Here is a 17,259-nt window from a genome sequence, read left to right on the forward strand (position 1 = left end):
CCTCCTTTCAAGTCAACTAATAACGTCCTAAGCCAGGGCTAGCTTCAATGCCTCACTGATTGTCGTAACGCCCACAACTTCAATATTAGACGGTGGGGTCCAGCCCTGTAAGTTGTTTTTGGGAACAAAAATACGTTTAAAACCTAATTTTTGCGCCTCAGCGACTCGTTGCTCAATTCGATTAACCCGACGAATTTCACCCGTTAGACCGACTTCCCCAACAAAGCTATCACTCGGACGTGTCTCTTTATCGCGGTAACTCGAAGCGATTGAGATGGCGATTGCCAAGTCAATTGCCGGTTCATCTAACTTGACCCCACCAGCTGCTTTCAAATATGCATCTTGGTTTTGCAACATCAAGTTAGCGCGCTTTTCTAGCACTGCCATAATCAGAGAAACGCGATTGCGATCAAGTCCTTGGGCAGTCCGTTGGGCATTACCAAAGACAGATGGCGTAATCAGTGCTTGCACCTCAACCAGAATTGGTCGAGTTCCCTCCATCGAAACGACAATCGCGGAGCCAGTCGCCCCAGTCAGTCGTTCCTCTAAGAAGATTTCCGATGGATTTGCGACTTCGCGTAGTCCATCTTCGCGCATTTCAAAGATTCCTAACTCGTTGGTGGAACCGAAACGATTTTTGACCGCCCGTAGAATCCGGTACGTGTGGTGCAAATCACCCTCAAAGTATAGGACCGTATCGACCATGTGCTCTAAAATCTTCGGTCCTGCGATCGCGCCACCTTTCGTGACATGCCCGACAATAAAAATTGTGATTTGATTCGTTTTGGCGATCTGCATCAACTCCGCTGTCACTTCACGAATCTGAGCCACGGAACCGACTGCCGAGGTGATGTCCGGTTCTTGCATCGTTTGTACAGAATCAATAATGACAAACTTGGGATCTAAAGCGGTAATTTGTTCGCGAATATTATTCATATCCGTCTCAGGATACAAATAAAATTCATCACCACCAACGCCTAAGCGGTCCGCCCGCATTTTAATTTGAGTGGCACTCTCTTCACCAGAAACGTATAATACTCGGCCACCCGTATCATTTAATTGACCCGACACTTGCGTTAACAGGGTTGATTTACCAATGCCTGGATCACCACCGATCAAAACAAGTGATCCCGGAACCACGCCTCCGCCGAGTACGCGGTTAAACTCTTTTAACGCCGTTTTCACACGAGGTACTTCAGCTAAGCTGACATCCTTAATTGGTTGCGCCGTCGCTGTCTGACCAGTAAAACTAACTCGAGCTTTACGATTAGGAACATCATCACTAATCTTTTCTTCAACCAACGTATTCCACTCACCACAATTCGGACACCGTCCTAAATAGCGGGGTGAGGAATAGCCACAGTTTTGGCAGACAAATTGGGTTTTTGCTTTCGCCACAATTATTTCCTTTCATCTAGGTTTGACCAATGTTAACCAATCAATAATTACAGTCTACCACATGCCTGCCTGAGTGCAATTAGTTCGCGACCGATTTGAATTTTCTTAACCTTTTAATGTTGTCCTGAAGAACCAAAGCCGCCATTGCGTTCCGTCCGTGGTGTAGCTTCACCATCGACAGTTAGAAATGGCACAAAAATTCCTTGGGCGATTCGTTCACCCTTCTTGATTTTCACGTCGGTCAGGCCATAATTGATCAATTGCATAAAAATTTCGCCATCGTTACTGTCGTTACTATAGTAATCCGCATCAATCACGCCAACCCCGTTTGGCAAAATCAAACGACGCTTTAACGGACCGGATGAACGGTTCACTAGCAAAAGGACTTCATCTGGTTGCATAAAGGCCTTGATCCCCGTCGGTACTAAAAAGGGCTTCAATTCTTGATCAGCTGTCGTTAACAGCTCTGGCGTTAGCGACTTACCATGCCGCATGTGCCACAAAGCCTTCAAAAAGTGTCCCCGCCAAATTGATGGTAAGGTAAAATCGCTCGCAGCTGCTAGATCATAACCGGCGGCCGCTTTTGTTTGCCGTTGTGGTAACGGGACTGGATTATCGGCCAACCGTTTGACCACCTCAAAACCACGTGTTTTTGCCATTAGCTTGCTCCTCATTTAGTTAATTTAGTCACTTGGCTTCCATTATAGAGTAAGCCTTCTGGAGATGATAGCATTCTGCTATTCTCAAGAAATCAGAGTAAAACAAGCCGGTTAATGTCGAGCACTAGCTGAGGCTGACTAGTTGGCGCTCTTTATCAACTAGGCAGGCTGGGAGGCACAGACATCAGGCTTGTGTAGTTCGACAAACAGAAATCAGAGCGAAACAAGCCAGGGTGATCCTGAGCACTAGCAAGCTGGCAGCGATTGATGGGGTCTACCAATTGCTGGTAGCAGGCTAGGCACAAGGATCAGGCTTGTGTAGTTCGACAAAGAAATCAGAGCGAAACACTGACCACGAATTATGATAGGATGGTACATGGCAATTAAACAAACTAATACTGCCGGAATAATTTGGTAGGAGATTCATGCAATTCCAACGAGACCAACAACAGATAACATTAATTGAAAATGATCAGCTTAAAGCTGCGGCTACGTTTCCGATTATTGACTCGCAGACTTGGGCGGTGGAACATATTTGGGTAGCAAACAGTTATCCAGATCGTCAAGCGCTAGCTCGTCAGCTAATCGACCACGTTGTTGAGCTCGCCCAAGCGGAGCACGTGAAGCTCTTGCCCCTTGATCCGTATGCTAGACAATATTTGCAGCACAATAAACCGACCCTAATTCGCTAAGGAGTAACTTATTATGGCAATGACACAAGATGAACTAAAACAACAGGTTGGCCAACGCGCCGTCGATTTTATTGAAGATGGCATGGTGGTTGGTCTTGGTACCGGATCCACCGTTAAGTACATGGTGGATGCTTTAGGCAAGCGTGTCCAAGAAGAAGGCTTAAACGTAGTCGGTGTCCCAACTTCGGATCGTACACGTGAACAAGCCCGGTCTTTGGGGATTCCCGTTCAAGGTGTTGATGACGTGGATCACATCGATTTAACCATTGATGGTGCCGACGAAATTAGTGATGACTTTCAAGGCATTAAGGGTGGTGGTGCCGCCCATTTATGGGAAAAAATCGTCGCCGTTAATTCAACCAAGAACATGTGGATCGTCGACGAAAGCAAACTCTCCCACAAATTAGGTAGTTTCCCACTGCCATTAGAAGTGATCCCTTATGGTTCATCTCAAGTCGTTAAAAAGTTGGCTGCTAAAGGCTATAATCCGAAAGTTCGCATGCGTAATGGCGAACATGTCCTCACTGACTCAAAAAACTATGTCGTGGATCTCAGTCTAGGTGAAATTGATCACCCCCACGAATTAGCCAATGAGCTAATTCAAATGGTGGGCGTTGTCGAACAGGGGCTTTTCTTAGACATGGTTAACACAGTGATCGTTGGTCGGCCTGACGGGCCAGAAGTTTTGCACGCACGCTAATCACATTAGTCACAAAAAAGCAAAGCATCAGCAGACTCGTCTGCTGATGCTTTGCTTTTTTAGAGAGGCTTAGTTACTACTGATGCGCTTGGGCAATTTGCCGACCGAATTCTGTTTCATCAAAATGGTTAATGACCTGTTCTAGGTCTGCTTTCGATAAGCTAGCACCAAATAGCTCACTACCTGGTTCCGTCATGATGCCATCAGCTAGCCGGTAATGGATCACCGTATCGAAGCCCATAACTTGGACAAAGTCGGCTACTTCATCGACGGCTTTACGCTGGTCGCCAGTTACGAATAGGGCTTTGCGTTTGGGGTCACCTAGTGGCCGCGCGTCATCTTGCAGATTATGATAACCCATGTGATTAAATGTTTTAACGATCGTGCTCTTATTGAAGTACGCCTGTACCTGCTCACTAGAGGTAGACGATGGATCGAGGACTTCCTCACGAATACCATCAGTTTCCCACCAATAATTCATCGCATCAATCACGAGTTTATCTTTTAGGAGCTTGGGATTGATGTTCTTATAACGACTCAGTGGAATGGCTAAGATAATCAAATCACTCTTGTTAACCACCCCTTGATTGGTCGCCGCCACCGCGCCAGGTACCAATGTTTCAATCGTCAACGCGATCTTTTGAACTGATCCAGAACCAGAGATCCGTACGTTATACCCAGCAGCCAGTGCCAACTGCGCTAAGGTGATACCAACCTTCCCAGCACCTAAGATACCAACCGTTTTAATTTCAGCCATGATCACTTGTCCTCCGCCAACAATTCTTTAACCCGTGGGATCACCTTAGTCGCATACAATTCAATCATGCGTTCACGTTGGGCAGCAGTCTGATTACCGGCGCCATAAACTAAGTCAAAACGACCTAAATCCAGTAGCTTAATGGTCCGCGCCATGCGTTGGGCCACATGTTCTGGATTACCCACATAAAATGAGCCAACTTGAGTTTCATTATCAAATTGTTCACGACTCATCGGTGCCCAGCCCCGAGTCAAACCAATTCGGTCAAAGTTCGCCTTGATATTTTTCCAAGCGACATTAACGGCTTCATCTTCGTCATCAGCAATAAAACCATGCGAGTGAACGGCCACCGGCTGAATGGGTTGATGAAATTGTTCAGCGGCCTTCTTGTATAGATCAACATAAGGCGCGAATCGATCCGCTTGCCCACCAATAATCGCAATAATGACCTTATAACCATACTTAGCCGTCCGAATAATTGATTCCGGTGAACCACCAATCCCGATATAGGTTTCTAGCCCATCATAGTCCGTTTTTGGATAGACATCTTGGTCCTTAAGTGATTCGGTAAACTTACCAGACCACGTCACCGGCTTTTCTTTAATGAGTTGATCATACAAAGCTAACTTTTCATTGAACAAATCGTCATAGTCTTTTAGGTCATACCCGAACAACGGAAAAGATTCGGTGAATGAACCCCGTCCCAGCATCACTTGGGCCCGGCCAGCTGATAACCCTTCCAGTGTTGCAAAACGTTCATACACCCGAACTGGGTCATCAGAACTTAACACTGTCACCGCGGTGGCCAACTTGATGTGGTTGGTCACTGAGGCAATCGCGCCTAAGACAATTTCAGGGCTCGACACACTGTAGTCCGGTCGATGGTGTTCACCAACGCCAATTACATCAATTCCCAATTTATCAGCAAGTTCGCCTTCCTTAACGATTTGCCGAATGGATTCGCCCGCGGTCAACAAGCTGCCATCTTCTTTCGCAACGATGTCACCAAAGGTTTCAACCCCGAATTGTAATTTATTTACGTCTACCATAACCGATCCTCCCGTTACTTACTTTTTGTAAGTGAATAACGTTAGAATACGTCATTTTATTAAAAAAAGCAATCCTTGTAGTCAAAAATAAAACCGCTAACAGCGGTTTAGAGTTAGTCATAGCGTTTAACTAAAAATCTTCTGAAGATTCTTCCTCAGCCTCAACATCCTTTTTACCACGCCATAACCGAACGTAATATAACAGCGTTAGAAAGGCTAAAACAACGACCCCCACCGATACTGAAAGACGCGTGTCCGGATTCAAAAACATGAACACTAATATAATTAACAACGCAGCAATTGTGAAGTAATTTGAAAATGGATACCAGGGCATCTTAAATGGATGTTCGACCATCGCGTCTGGATGAACCTTTCGAAAACGTAATTCAGCGATTAAAATCACGAACCACGGCACCATTCCTGGCAGTACACTTGAACTATAAACGATCACAAATAAGTTAGCTGATGCATGACTGAAATTTGCTAACAGCGTGTTCAGCGTCAGACCGATAAAAATTCCGGCCGAAATCGCTAAAGTCGCACGGCGTGGCACATAATGGCGCGATAATTTGCTAAAGCCCCGCCAAGTCTCATCATCATGACCCAGTTTATACAACATTCGACTTGAACTATAGATACCTGAATTGGCTCCTGACATTGCGGCAGTTAAGACCACAAAGTTGATGATCCCAGCAGCGCCGGCAATGCCGACTTTCGAGAAAGTTTCCACAAAGGGAGAACCTAAAGCCGACAACTGGTTCCATGGAAAAATGGTGACAATGACAAAAATAGCACCAACGTAGAAAATCAAAATCCGCCAAACAATTGATTTAACTGCAGCCACAATCGCGTGTTTCGGATTGGCCGCTTCACCAGCGGTAATGCCGAGTAATTCAATCCCTTGATATGAGCCAACAACTACCGACATTGCAAAGATGAACCCCTTAATGCCGCCGGTAAAGAAACCGCCATGAGCCCATAAGTTACTTAATCCAATCGCATGCCAGTGATTGCCCAAACCAAAGAAAATAACTAAAATCCCGATCACAATCATAATCATAATGGTGACGACTTTAATCATGGCAAAATAAAATTCCAGCGTGCCATACGCGCGTGCCGAGGCTAAGTTAGCCAACGTCAGCATAATAATCACCACCACGCCGGCCAACCACTGCGGTACATTGGGCCACCAATAACTCAGATACTGGCCAACTGCGATTACTTCACTAATTCCAACAACGACGAATTGGAATACGTTACTCCACTTGGCCAAGTAGCCAACAACGGGATGAATGTAATGACTGGCATAATCCGCAAACGAACCTGTCGATGGATTGACGTAGATCATTTCACCTAACGCTCGCATCACTAAGTACAATAGAAATCCGACAAAAGCATATGCGAGCAAAACTGATGGTCCGGTCCACTTGATGGTGGCGGTAGAGCCTAAGAATAGGCCAACACCAATCGTGCCCCCTAGCGCGATCATCTGCATTTGGTTTGACGTTAATGAACGTTTTAACGTTGGTTCTGCCGTCTTTTTATCCATAAGCTGCTCTCCTCTGGGATCTGACTTTATTAAGGGAAAAATAAAACGGCCAACCCTGCCACCTTTTCAGGTGTCGTGGTTGGCCGTTTCATCATGCAACATTCGCATCACAAAACCCCCAACCACCAGACTGTGGTTGAGGAGGATGTTGTGCTGCTGATTGCGGCGTTGTGGTTGATTTCATTATTTAATTTCATCATGACAACGCCTCCCGTTTTTGCTTGATTATTAAAATACTACTTATCAAATTTTAATGCAAGGACTTTTTTATCAGAGTGCTCGCCAGACCGATTTGAGGCCGAGCACCAACTGGAAATCACGGACGGGTGGGCTTCACCCGGTAGTGATTGCTGGTTGGGTACAGGGCTCAGGTCTGGCGAGCACGTTTACGCCAGAGTGTGAACCGGACCGATTTGAGGCCGAGCAACAACGGAAAATCGTGAGCGGGCGGTCTTGGCCCGAACAGGATTTTTGGTTGTGCACAGTCTTCAGTGATGGCGAGCACGTTTACATCAGTGCATAAGCTCAGGCACCAGCATCATTTTAATCATCAGCCCAGTTTAGCCAATCGTCTCCGATGCAGTTGGTCCGCAATAATTTGAACGACAACTGTTGCTATCGGCGTCAACACACCGATTTCTGGCAGAACAAAGATGCCTGCAATGGCGATAACATCCCATAATCCATTGCCAATCAACATGTAGCGCCCACCTTGTCGTTGTGTGAAGGCGGCTAATCCTGGCACGTCTTGATTGTCACGACTTAACAAATATGCCATCAGTTGAGCGGACAATAGCCAAATAATGTTTTCAACAATATAAACCAGTTCAGCGCCCCAGTATTGTGGAAAACGCCCGACAAAGGAAGTTGTCACCGGCAGAAATGATAAAAAGAACAACCAAATACTAATCCCAATGAAACCCGGTAGTTTCACCCGTTTAATCGTTAGAAACATGCCGTGCTGCACATACCAGCTAAACATCACTAGAATAAATATCATTAGGTATGAGAAAGCCATCCGCCACTCGCTAAAGAATACCTGTAAACTAGGACGAGCTGGCACGTGGATTTCCAAAATCAACACCGTTAACACGATGGCAATAATTGCATCGATAAATGCCTCAACCCGGCTCTTGTTCATTATTGTCCCTCTCGATTCACATAATATGATTATTATGCCTCAAAAGAGACTCAATTTAACAGATAACTCACGCAAGTTTACGTCTGACTGACAATTTATTTCTCAGTATCTGAGTACAAGTAGGCCTTCATTTCGTATGGGCGCAAAGTCTGACCAGCATCTTGGCCATAGTTATCAATTAAAACAGTCGCATTCTCTGGCCGATCGTAGTTACGCGTCAATGTGTCAGCCGTGAAGTTGCTTTCGACAAGTAACGTCTGCCCGTCTAAGTGCCGACGATAAGCGTAAACTTGCGGATCTTCTTCATCCAGTGGTTCAAATGAGCCATAGCGAATGATGGCATATTGATGCCGTAACTGGATTAATTTTTGGTAGAAATAAAAGACAGAATCTTGTTTAGCCAAGGCGGTTGCCACATTAATTTGCGCGTAATTTTGGTTTAACCCAAACCATGGTGTCGCGTCAGAAAAGCCAGCATTTGGGGTGGCATCCCATTGCATCGGTGTTCTTGCATTGTCCCGCGAAATATTTTCTAAGTATTTCAACATGTGGGTTGCATCGGTAGCTTGTTCCTCGTCAACGATTTGATGGTAACCGTTAATCGATTCCAAATCCTCATATTGGGTTAAGTCAGTAAAGTGCGCGTTGGTCATCCCAATTTCTTCGCCTTCATACACGTATGGCGTACCTTGCAAGAAATGTAGTGTACCCCCTAGCATCTTGGCTGCTGCCACTCGATATTTTGGATCATCCGTTGCAAATCGTGATACAGCGCGGGGTTGATCATGATTGTTCCAGTAAAGACTATTCCAGCCTTTGCCATCTAGATCCGTTTCCCAATGATTCAACGCATGTTTTAAATCAATCAATTTCACGGGTTGATCATTCCACTTGCCTAAACGAGCATCTGGATTCGCCGCCAAGGTTACATGTTCAAATTGAAAGACCATATTCAGTTCTGAACCATTTAAATTAGCATAATTGACAACATCTTCCGGCACCGAACTAGGCATCTCGCCGACAGTCATGACATCATAGTGGCTGAGCACTTCCCGATTCATTTCTTTCAAATAATCATTCAACAGTGGTCCATCAGCTACCATCGGTTCCACATTCCCATACTTAGCACCGGCTGGTTGTGGTGCATCTGGCAATCCAGCTGGTTTGGAAATAAAGTTAATCACATCCATTCGAAACCCATCAACACCCTTGTCTAGCCAAAAGCGCATCAAGTCGTAGACATGTTCACGAACGTCAGGATTTTCCCAGTTCAAATCAGGCTGTCCTGGTGCAAACAAGTGGAGGTAATATTGACCTCGTTCAGGAACATAGGTCCACGCCGGTCCACCAAAGTATGAGCCCCAATTATTAGGTTCATGACCATCGACCGGATCACGCCAAATATAGAAATCACTAAATGGGTTATCTTGTGATTGCTTGCTAGCTTGAAACCACTTGTGCTGGTCGGAAGTGTGATTAACCACTAAATCCATCATCAGCTTTAAGCCATGTTCATGAACGTCAGCCAACAATTGATCAAAATCAGTCATCGTACCGAAAACAGGTTGAATCGCCTCGTAGTCAGCAATGTCATAACCGTTATCTTTATCTGGTGATTTGTAAATTGGATTTAACCACAGCACATCGACGCCAAGTTTCTTTAAATAATCTAGTCGACTGCGAATACCATTTAAATCACCAATTCCGTCATGGTTACTATCTTGGAAGCTTCGCGGATAGATTTGATAAACGACCGAGTCCTGAAACCACTGATGCGTGGCAACTTTTTGTTGAATCATGATGTTCCTCCTCAATTTCTGTCAAAAAATCTTAGTTATTGATGACGTTCGTTTTGTCTGATAAGACCGGATGAATGACACTCACTGCCAAAACGCCTAATAGTAAGGCCACGCCACCAACAAAGATCATGGCTGGCATTGATTTACCAACGAATGGGAATAATGCGAAGCTGGCCACCGATGCGATGATCTGTGGCAAACAAATGCCGCAATTGAACAATCCCATATAGGCGCCTTCATTAGTTCCATCTAGTGCTTCTGTGAATAACGAGAAGGCCTGTGTCTGCATCGTTAAATAGCTAATCCCAATCAGACAAAACGGCAAAATGAGTAACCACTGGCTGTGAATCATAAAGACGGCGATGAAACCGACACCACCCATGCCTAATCCAATGCGGTACCATAATTTCCGTTGGTTTGGACGGGTTCTGGATAGGATCAGCATCCCCCAAACAACAGCCGCAATGGATTGCACACAGGTTAAAATGCCATACCAGTTACCAGCTGCTTGATAGCCAGCAGAGGTTGGATCACTCGTATGCCACACATTTGCCGCGATCGCACCGGTACTGTAAGTCCATAAGTATTGGAAAGCAAACCAAGCAAATAATTGCACAAACGAGACTTCCCAAAATGCTTTTGGTGCCTTTTTAACGAGCGACCAGAGACTGGGTTGCTTAGCTTTTAGCTGATCTTCGTTCATTTGATGATACCGTGCATACGTCGTTGGTTCGTATTCTTTCACTGAAAGGATCGTGTACAAAGACGTCAACAGTAAAACTGCTGCCCCGATGTAAAAGGCCCATTTAACAGATGCTGGCACTTGACCTTTCGGCGCAATGTTGGCCACCCCAAAGATCGTTAATACAAATGGCGCAATCGTAGCAACCACGCCGCCTAAGTTGGAAAACGATTGTTGCCAAGACCAGGCCAAATCCTTCTGATCTTCATTCACCATGTCACCGATAATCATCTTAAATGGTTGCATGCAGACGTTTGAAGATAAATCCATAAATAAGATCGTGAAAGCGCCGAAAAGTAAGGCCGCTAATGAACCATAGCCAAATCCAAACGAACCCGCATTGGGCAATAAAATCATGACGATGGCTGCAATCGGCGCCCCAACTAATAAGTAGGGCATGCGTCGTCCAAAACGATTCCACGTGCGGTCCGAATACTTCCCGATCAATGGTTGCACAACCATGCCGGCTAGCGGTGGCAAAATAAAGAAAAAGCCTAATTTGGTTGGGTCAGCCCCAATCGTTTGAAAAATACGTCCCATTTGCGAAGACTGTAGTGAAAATGCCATGTTGACGCCAAAAAAACCAAACGTCATTGCGAACACCTTTGCTAAACTAAGCCGTGGTAACCCGTGGGTCGCCGGTACCTCAGTCGTAGTTGCTTCCTGAGCGGCATTAAGTGCCATGTTAGATTCCTCCAATCGGCTTCATCAAGCCGTCAAACTAAATTTAAGTAAACGTTTACGTAAACTAAAATACCATCTTTTGAAACCGGTTACAACACCTGTTTAAAAGAAACACAAACGTTTGTGTAAAAACATATAAAAGTATAGACCAATATGTTACACTGACGGTAATCATTAAACCGACTTGGAGGCTACACGCATGAGTGTCACCATTAAAGACGTCGCTGCCGCCGCGGGTGTTTCCATTGCGACTGTTTCCCGCGTCCTCGCGCACAAAGATCAGTTCTATTCGCCGGCAACGGCTGAAAAAATCATGACTGTCGCTCGTGATTTAGGCTATCAAAAAAATTCTGCTGCGGTGGAACTCGTGACGCAAAAAAGCCAGGTCCTTGGCGTAGTCGTCTCCAGCACCCAAACGAACTTTGCCGATCAAATCATTGCGGGTATTCAAGACACCGCTTTTGCTCGTGATTTGAGCGTCATTATCTTATACGCCGGGGTCAATGATGATCGTCTACAACAAAAGGCCATTCAAACCGTCATCGAACGATCAGTGCGGGGAATCTTAATCTTAGCCTTGGAATTAAACGACGCTAATCGCCAACTCTTAGACCAAACCCCAATTCCGCATGTTTTCTTAAGTACTACTTCTGGCAGCGAACAAGATGCTTTCGTTGCTTCAGATGATTTTAAAATTGGTCAACAGGCCACCGAATATCTAATCAATAAGGGCCATACGCGTATTGGTTTAGCAGCCGTGGAAGCAACCTCCTATGTCGGCCAACAACGCCTCGCTGGTTATCGAGCCGCCATGGCTGACCACCAACTACCGATTGAACCAACATGGATCCAAGCAGGCCACTTCACTTATGCCGACGGGCTCGCTGCAATGCGTCAATGGGGATCAACGCCACCCATTGATGCAGTTATTGCAATGAGTGACTTAGCAGCTGTTGGTGTCCTCAACCAGGCCACAGATTTTCATTTAAACGTCCCGAATTCACTTGCAATTGTCAGCATTGATGGCACTGATTTGGTTAAATGGGTTCGACCACAACTGACCAGCATCACCCAGGCTTTCTATGATATGGGGGTCGCCGGTGTTAATTTACTGATGGATACGGACACGCAACCAACCGCAGCGCAATTACTACCCTTTAAGTTAGAAGAACGCGCTAGTAGTTAAACGTAAGCGAGGGCTTGTGCCATAAGTGGATGTAAGACGAACATTGCCTCAATAACGCATACCAAGCTCCCGCCAATTCCATTCAACATAAATCGCGCTGCTTCCCAAAGTTCGGGAAACAGCGCGATTTTCGTTGGTAAAACGGAGTTATGTCACAGCTCCCCGCTTTTTGACGTTTTAGAATCGGCAATGCAATTTAGGTTTTGTTTTGGTTTTATTCAAAACTCACTTTTTAACCAGTTAACTTGGTATTCAAATTAAGCTTTTTCCAAGTTATTTAGGTGAAATTGTACTTTTTCGATCAAAATTGTAGTTATTTCGCTACCGATTCGGTTATGGCTTCACTAATTTGATTGCGCCCCTGTCCTTTTGAACGATACAACATTTGATCAGCCCGTCCATACAGATCATCTGGTGACAAATCATGTGGTTCCAGATGTGCGATGCCCATAGAAATCGTGATGTCAATGGTTGAACCGGACCCCAGCACAAATTCATGTTGCAAAATTGCCTGGCGGAGCTCGGCACCTAATTTTCTAACTTGAGCTTGAGTCAGCTGTGAAACAATAATTTCGAACTCTTCACCGCCAACGCGATAGGCTGTTACCGTCGCAAATTTAGCGCAAGTCTCCTCGAACAATTCGCCGAGTTCCCTTAACAATTGGTTGCCAACGAGGTGTCCATATTGATCATTCAATTGCTTAAAATGGTCAACATCAATCGCCAACAAACTAAGTGACGTCTCATTTCTCCGGTTACGCAAAAACACATGGCGATAATCATGCGTAAATGTTTGCACATTCTTCAACTTAGTAATGGGATCAGTCGTCGCCCGATAGCGTAATAAATTTAGCCGCATCCGATCACTCGAAATTCGAGTGATTGCGATGCTGAGCCCTAGACTCAGAATAACAAAGGCAATGATGTTAAAAACTAAATCCCGTTTAGTTAACACGAGCGCAACTTTGGGCCAAAAATTGTAGAGAGAAAGCCATAAGACGACACTAAAGAGGTTAAGACTAAGCGTCCAGGCCGTGATGCCCCAACGTCGCTGTTCGATAAATAGGGTCAACCAACTGGCCAAAATAAAGCACGCGAGCACGGCGAGCAGATAACCGCCGCTGGCCACGTTGAACGGATTGAAAATCGCATGTCCAACCATGGCACTCCCGACAATAAAGGCACTCGCCCGTGGGCCTAAAAACATCACGACATAAAACAACAATAAAATTCGGAAATTAATAAAGGCAAACTGGTTATTAATTTGCTGCGATAAGTATTCGAAATAAACGCTAAAAATAGAAAAGTATACGATCCCCAATAAATGTAACTGTAACGTCTGACCAATTCGTAATGACCAATCATGCTGTTGTTCCAGCGTAATGATTAAATTAATAATTAGCTGAAACGTTAAGACTAAGCCCAAGACAAAAAAGACGCCAGTAAACATTGACGGCACTAACCAATGATTTGCAGTCATGAATGACCCCCTGACTGTTCACCCATCTGATCGGCAGCTTGCTTAATGGCCGCTTGGGCCACTAAGTTTAAATAATTAAATGGATAATCGTACTGTGGCTGAAACAGCATATCCACATAAGCCAGATCATCAATTGTATTTTGATTTTGAATGATAACAGAAATTGTATTAGCCGATTGAGCAACTTCATGCGGACTGAAAAGCTGAGCACCCAACACCCGTCGCGAATCCAGATCGTACACCAACACAATGGTTAGCGGTGCGGTATCCGGCATATAATCTGGACGATACAAGCCATCGTAAGTAACGGAGCGGGCGTTAAATCCTGCGGCCCGTGCACGGTTTAGCGTTAACCCTGTTGTGGCTAAGGTATCACCAAAAACACTCATCGCTGACGTTGCTTGCGTGCCCAAATATCTTTGTACTGCGCCAAAAACGTTGCGTCCTGCTAGCATTCCTTGGCGAATCGCATTTGTTGCCAGGGGAATATAGGCCGTTGCAGCGGTCGGATTATATTTAACCACACAGACATCGCCAGCGGCATAAATATTAGGATCAGAGGTCTGCAAATAATCATCAATCAGAATCGCACCATTGCGCGCCAATGCGACCTGTCCTCGCAGTAGTTCAGAATTGGGCACGAACCCCGTGCAAACAATTACTAGGTCTGCTTGGTGTTGTCCCGCCGATGTTTCAATCGTGACATACTGACCATTCCCGCCATAAAAGGCCGTCACCCGTTCGTTTAAGTAGACGTTTACCCCAGCTTGTTGTAACCGACCAACGACTACTGCTGACAGTGCCTCATCCACGTAGTTATTTAATAACTGATTTGGGCCCTGAATTAAAGTCACTTCATGGTTAGTCGTCGCATAACTTTCTGCCAATTCAACACCAACATACCCACCACCAACAATCGTAATGTAGTGTTGCGTTTGGGCAGTTTGATAAATTGCTTGGGCTTGTGCGTAATCTTTACATAACAACACTTGTTCCTCATCGATACCGAACAACGGCGGCACCGCCACTGAAGAGCCGGTGGCCATAATTAGTTTGTCGTAATGATCTGTAAAAATGGCTTTCGTCTGCAAATTTTCAACTTGAATTTGCTGAGTTTCCTTATCGATCTGCAGAACATCGTGTTGTAAATTCACGGTTGCGCCCAAGGCTCGTAATTCTGCTGGGCTACTGTAAAACATGTCTTCGAGCTGTTTAACCTGTCCGCTTAAATATAGCGAAATACCACAGGATAAAAAAGAAACATTGTCGTGACGCTCATAGACTGTCACGCTTGCGTCGGGATGTTCAGTTAAAATCTGTGTGATGGCAGCAATACCGGCATGTGTACATCCAATCACAATAATTTTCATTCTCAATCTCCCATTTTACTGTGGATCCCCTGGCGCTAATTTAAGAATATGTGGGCGGCCATAGTAATACCCTTGCCGTAGATCAATGCCCAATTCATCCGCTAACTGTGCCTCTTGGGTAGTTTCGATGCCCTCCAAAATAAATCGACACCGTTGTTGCTTAGCCAATTGATACCAATTTTTGACCTGATCTTGCACCTTCATATCCGTTAATGGCACAGCCAAATTTTGCAAAGCAAATTTCAATTCAGACGCTAATGAGAATAAGGGCTCAACTTGCGCTAGTTGATTAATACCGCTGCCAACATCATCGAGTGATAATTCGATGCCACGGGCTAATAATTTATTCAGTTGATCCATTAGCTGGTCTAGCGAAATATCCAGGTCGCCAGGTTCTTCTGTTAATTCGATGGTTAATCGTAGTGGTCGCAATTGATCTTGGGCTGTAATAACTGCCTCAATAATCGCCGGATTCAGCAATTGCGTACGATTAAGATTAATCGCCACCGTCCCAATTTTCAGGGCTAACTTCTGGGTGGTGCGAATCAATGTGTCCGCAATCACCGCTGCTGGAATGTCGGCAAACAATCGAGGTGGCCGCCATTGGTGATTTTCAAAGTGCTTCATCAGCAGTTCATAGCCAAATATCGTGTTAGTGGCGCCGTTAACTTGTGGTTGAATGAAATATCGGTCCATCAGCAACTCCTTGGTTTGCAATGATGTGATGATGACTGGTTTCTAAGAATCCTCCGGTTTACTAGCGAGCTGTTGTCGTTTAGGGCTCACCCACGTGCCAGAGCCCCACCCCATGATTGTTTTTACCGCAGGAACAAATGTTGTGATCACCGTTAACGGATTTACCAGCCAGTAAAATAGCATGTATAAGGGGGCAAACAAGAGGTATTTTAATTTGGCACCACGATGATCCAAGATTAATGCCGTGATTAATTGACACAGCCCGGCGATCAACTCAAATCCGATAAAGATACCAGCCAACAAAAATAAATTAGCAATTTGTGCGCGGTCACCACGGACTAGTGCCATCGCCAATTGTCCAATAAAGGCCAGTGTGGACCCAACAAAGAAAAACGACCAAACAATCGATAATGTGGAGTCAATAAACATTGATAATTGATAACGATGTTGAAGCGGGTGGCGTAAGAAGCTTGGTAAATTGGTTAGCCAGACCTCGGTGCCACCTTGTGCCCAACGTTGACGTTGCTTAAAGAGATCCCCCACTGTTTCCGGCACATTCATATGGAAAATAATCTCAGGCGCAAAGCGTGGTACAGTCCCGTGTTCCTGGTGATCCCAGGCAATACTAATGTCTTCTGTCGCTCGATTTTGTCGAAAACCGCCAACCTCAATTAAAGTATCTTTACGATACATCGTGTTGGCACCACTATAAGCATACATTGAATCGTTAATTGCTGACTGACTCCGCTTAATCACGCCGACAATGCTCGAAAATTCAACCGTCTGTGACTTTCCTAATAACGTGGTGCGGTTTTGAACATCCATATTGGCCGTCACCGCGGCGGTATTCAAATCCTGATCGTGAATGAAGAAATTCATATACTTCATCAGTGCATCAGGTTCTGGGATGGTATCAGCATCGTTACTTAAAATATAGTCGCCCTTGGCAAAGAACATACCGATATTAAATGCATGAGCTTTGCCTTTATTTTTCTCAATATTAATAACTCTTAATCGGTTATATTGGGTTTGTAAATCGGCCAAAATGGCCGCGGTTTGATCAGTTGAGCCATCGTTTAGGACCAAAATCTCAAATTGTTGATAATTTAATTGGTCAAACAGATAGGTGATCGTATCCTTAATCATCACTTCTTCGTTGTGCGCTGGAATCATGATCGTAATGTAAGGTTGTTGATCAACTGGTAATTGCTGCCAATCTAAATCACGCTTATTCGTCTTCAAGAAACGATAGGCGATGGCGCCCCAGAACCAAAAAAAGGCCCCGATAATCGGATAAAGACACAAAATTAAAAATAAAATTTGCCAAACATTTTCGTGCAAGCCAGTTCCTCCGTGA

At 45.0% G+C, this 17,259-nt stretch carries 15 protein-coding genes; 3 read left to right on the top strand and 12 right to left on the bottom strand.

Translation table 11 applies throughout. From position 1 onward, the window contains the following. Window positions 1-27 precede the first annotated feature (27 nt). Window positions 28-1,398 (bottom strand): DNA repair protein RadA, encoded by a 1,371-nt coding sequence (gene radA, locus AC27FN_RS07225; RefSeq protein ID WP_487167332.1) that lies wholly within the window; start codon window positions 1,396-1,398, stop codon window positions 28-30. 113 nt (window positions 1,399-1,511) lie between these two features. Beyond that, window positions 1,512-2,057, bottom strand: a complete 546-nt coding sequence (locus tag AC27FN_RS07230; protein WP_487167333.1) for a dCTP deaminase/dUTPase family protein — start codon at window positions 2,055-2,057, stop codon at window positions 1,512-1,514. Between the two features lie 425 nt (window positions 2,058-2,482). Here AC27FN_RS07230 and AC27FN_RS07235 point away from each other — a divergent pair, with 425 nt between their 5' ends. Then, on the top strand, window positions 2,483-2,749 hold the full coding sequence (locus AC27FN_RS07235) for a GNAT family N-acetyltransferase (RefSeq protein ID WP_487167334.1): 267 nt from the start codon (window positions 2,483-2,485) through the stop codon (window positions 2,747-2,749). 19 nt (window positions 2,750-2,768) lie between these two features. Next, window positions 2,769-3,449: a ribose-5-phosphate isomerase RpiA gene (rpiA, locus tag AC27FN_RS07240; RefSeq protein ID WP_487167495.1), complete on the top strand. Its 681-nt coding sequence runs from the start codon at window positions 2,769-2,771 to the stop codon at window positions 3,447-3,449. A gap of 76 nt (window positions 3,450-3,525) precedes the next feature. Here the strand turns inward: rpiA and AC27FN_RS07245 are convergent, their stop codons facing one another. From AC27FN_RS07245 to AC27FN_RS07270, 6 genes are all read right to left on the bottom strand, one after another. Then, complete coding sequence (locus AC27FN_RS07245; RefSeq protein ID WP_487167335.1) at window positions 3,526-4,206, bottom strand: NADPH-dependent F420 reductase; 681 nt, start codon at window positions 4,204-4,206, stop codon at window positions 3,526-3,528. A 2-nt stretch (window positions 4,207-4,208) separates the two neighbouring features. Then, complete coding sequence (locus tag AC27FN_RS07250; RefSeq protein WP_487167336.1) at window positions 4,209-5,255, bottom strand: LLM class flavin-dependent oxidoreductase; 1,047 nt, start codon at window positions 5,253-5,255, stop codon at window positions 4,209-4,211. A gap of 130 nt (window positions 5,256-5,385) precedes the next feature. Beyond that, complete coding sequence (locus AC27FN_RS07255) at window positions 5,386-6,804, bottom strand: amino acid permease (RefSeq protein ID WP_487167337.1); 1,419 nt, start codon at window positions 6,802-6,804, stop codon at window positions 5,386-5,388. A 550-nt stretch (window positions 6,805-7,354) separates the two neighbouring features. After that, on the bottom strand, window positions 7,355-7,945 hold the full coding sequence (locus tag AC27FN_RS07260; protein WP_487167338.1) for a TMEM175 family protein: 591 nt from the start codon (window positions 7,943-7,945) through the stop codon (window positions 7,355-7,357). 95 nt (window positions 7,946-8,040) lie between these two features. Beyond that, complete coding sequence (locus AC27FN_RS07265; protein ID WP_487167339.1) at window positions 8,041-9,744, bottom strand: glycoside hydrolase family 13 protein; 1,704 nt, start codon at window positions 9,742-9,744, stop codon at window positions 8,041-8,043. 31 nt (window positions 9,745-9,775) lie between these two features. Continuing rightward, window positions 9,776-11,170 carry an SLC45 family MFS transporter gene (locus AC27FN_RS07270; RefSeq protein ID WP_487167340.1) on the bottom strand — a complete coding sequence of 465 codons (1,395 nt, stop codon included), beginning with the start codon at window positions 11,168-11,170 and terminating at the stop codon, window positions 9,776-9,778. 199 nt (window positions 11,171-11,369) lie between these two features. Between AC27FN_RS07270 and AC27FN_RS07275 the strand changes: the two genes are divergently transcribed. Beyond that, a complete protein-coding gene (locus AC27FN_RS07275; protein ID WP_487167341.1) occupies window positions 11,370-12,356 on the top strand; it encodes a LacI family DNA-binding transcriptional regulator in 987 nt (328 codons plus the stop codon). Window positions 12,357-12,669: 313 nt separating this feature from the next. Here AC27FN_RS07275 and AC27FN_RS07280 read toward each other — a convergent pair whose 3' ends face one another. From AC27FN_RS07280 to AC27FN_RS07295, 4 genes are read right to left on the bottom strand one after another with little or no spacing between them, the layout of a single operon-like run. After that, entirely contained in the window at window positions 12,670-13,836 is a 1,167-nt protein-coding gene (locus AC27FN_RS07280) for a GGDEF domain-containing protein (RefSeq protein WP_487167342.1), read from the bottom strand. Continuing rightward, complete coding sequence (locus AC27FN_RS07285; protein ID WP_487167343.1) at window positions 13,833-15,206, bottom strand: FAD-dependent oxidoreductase; 1,374 nt, start codon at window positions 15,204-15,206, stop codon at window positions 13,833-13,835. The genes AC27FN_RS07280 and AC27FN_RS07285 overlap by 4 nt, the downstream gene beginning before the upstream one ends. A 15-nt stretch (window positions 15,207-15,221) precedes the next feature. Further along, the gene (locus AC27FN_RS07290; protein WP_487167344.1) at window positions 15,222-15,902 is read right to left on the bottom strand and encodes an EAL domain-containing protein; all 681 of its coding nucleotides are present in this window, start codon (window positions 15,900-15,902) and stop codon (window positions 15,222-15,224) included. 42 nt (window positions 15,903-15,944) lie between these two features. Next, entirely contained in the window at window positions 15,945-17,243 is a 1,299-nt protein-coding gene (locus AC27FN_RS07295; RefSeq protein ID WP_487167345.1) for a glycosyltransferase family 2 protein, read from the bottom strand. Window positions 17,244-17,259 lie beyond the last annotated feature (16 nt).

It is taken from the genome of Furfurilactobacillus sp. W61-4 (assembly GCF_057545565.1).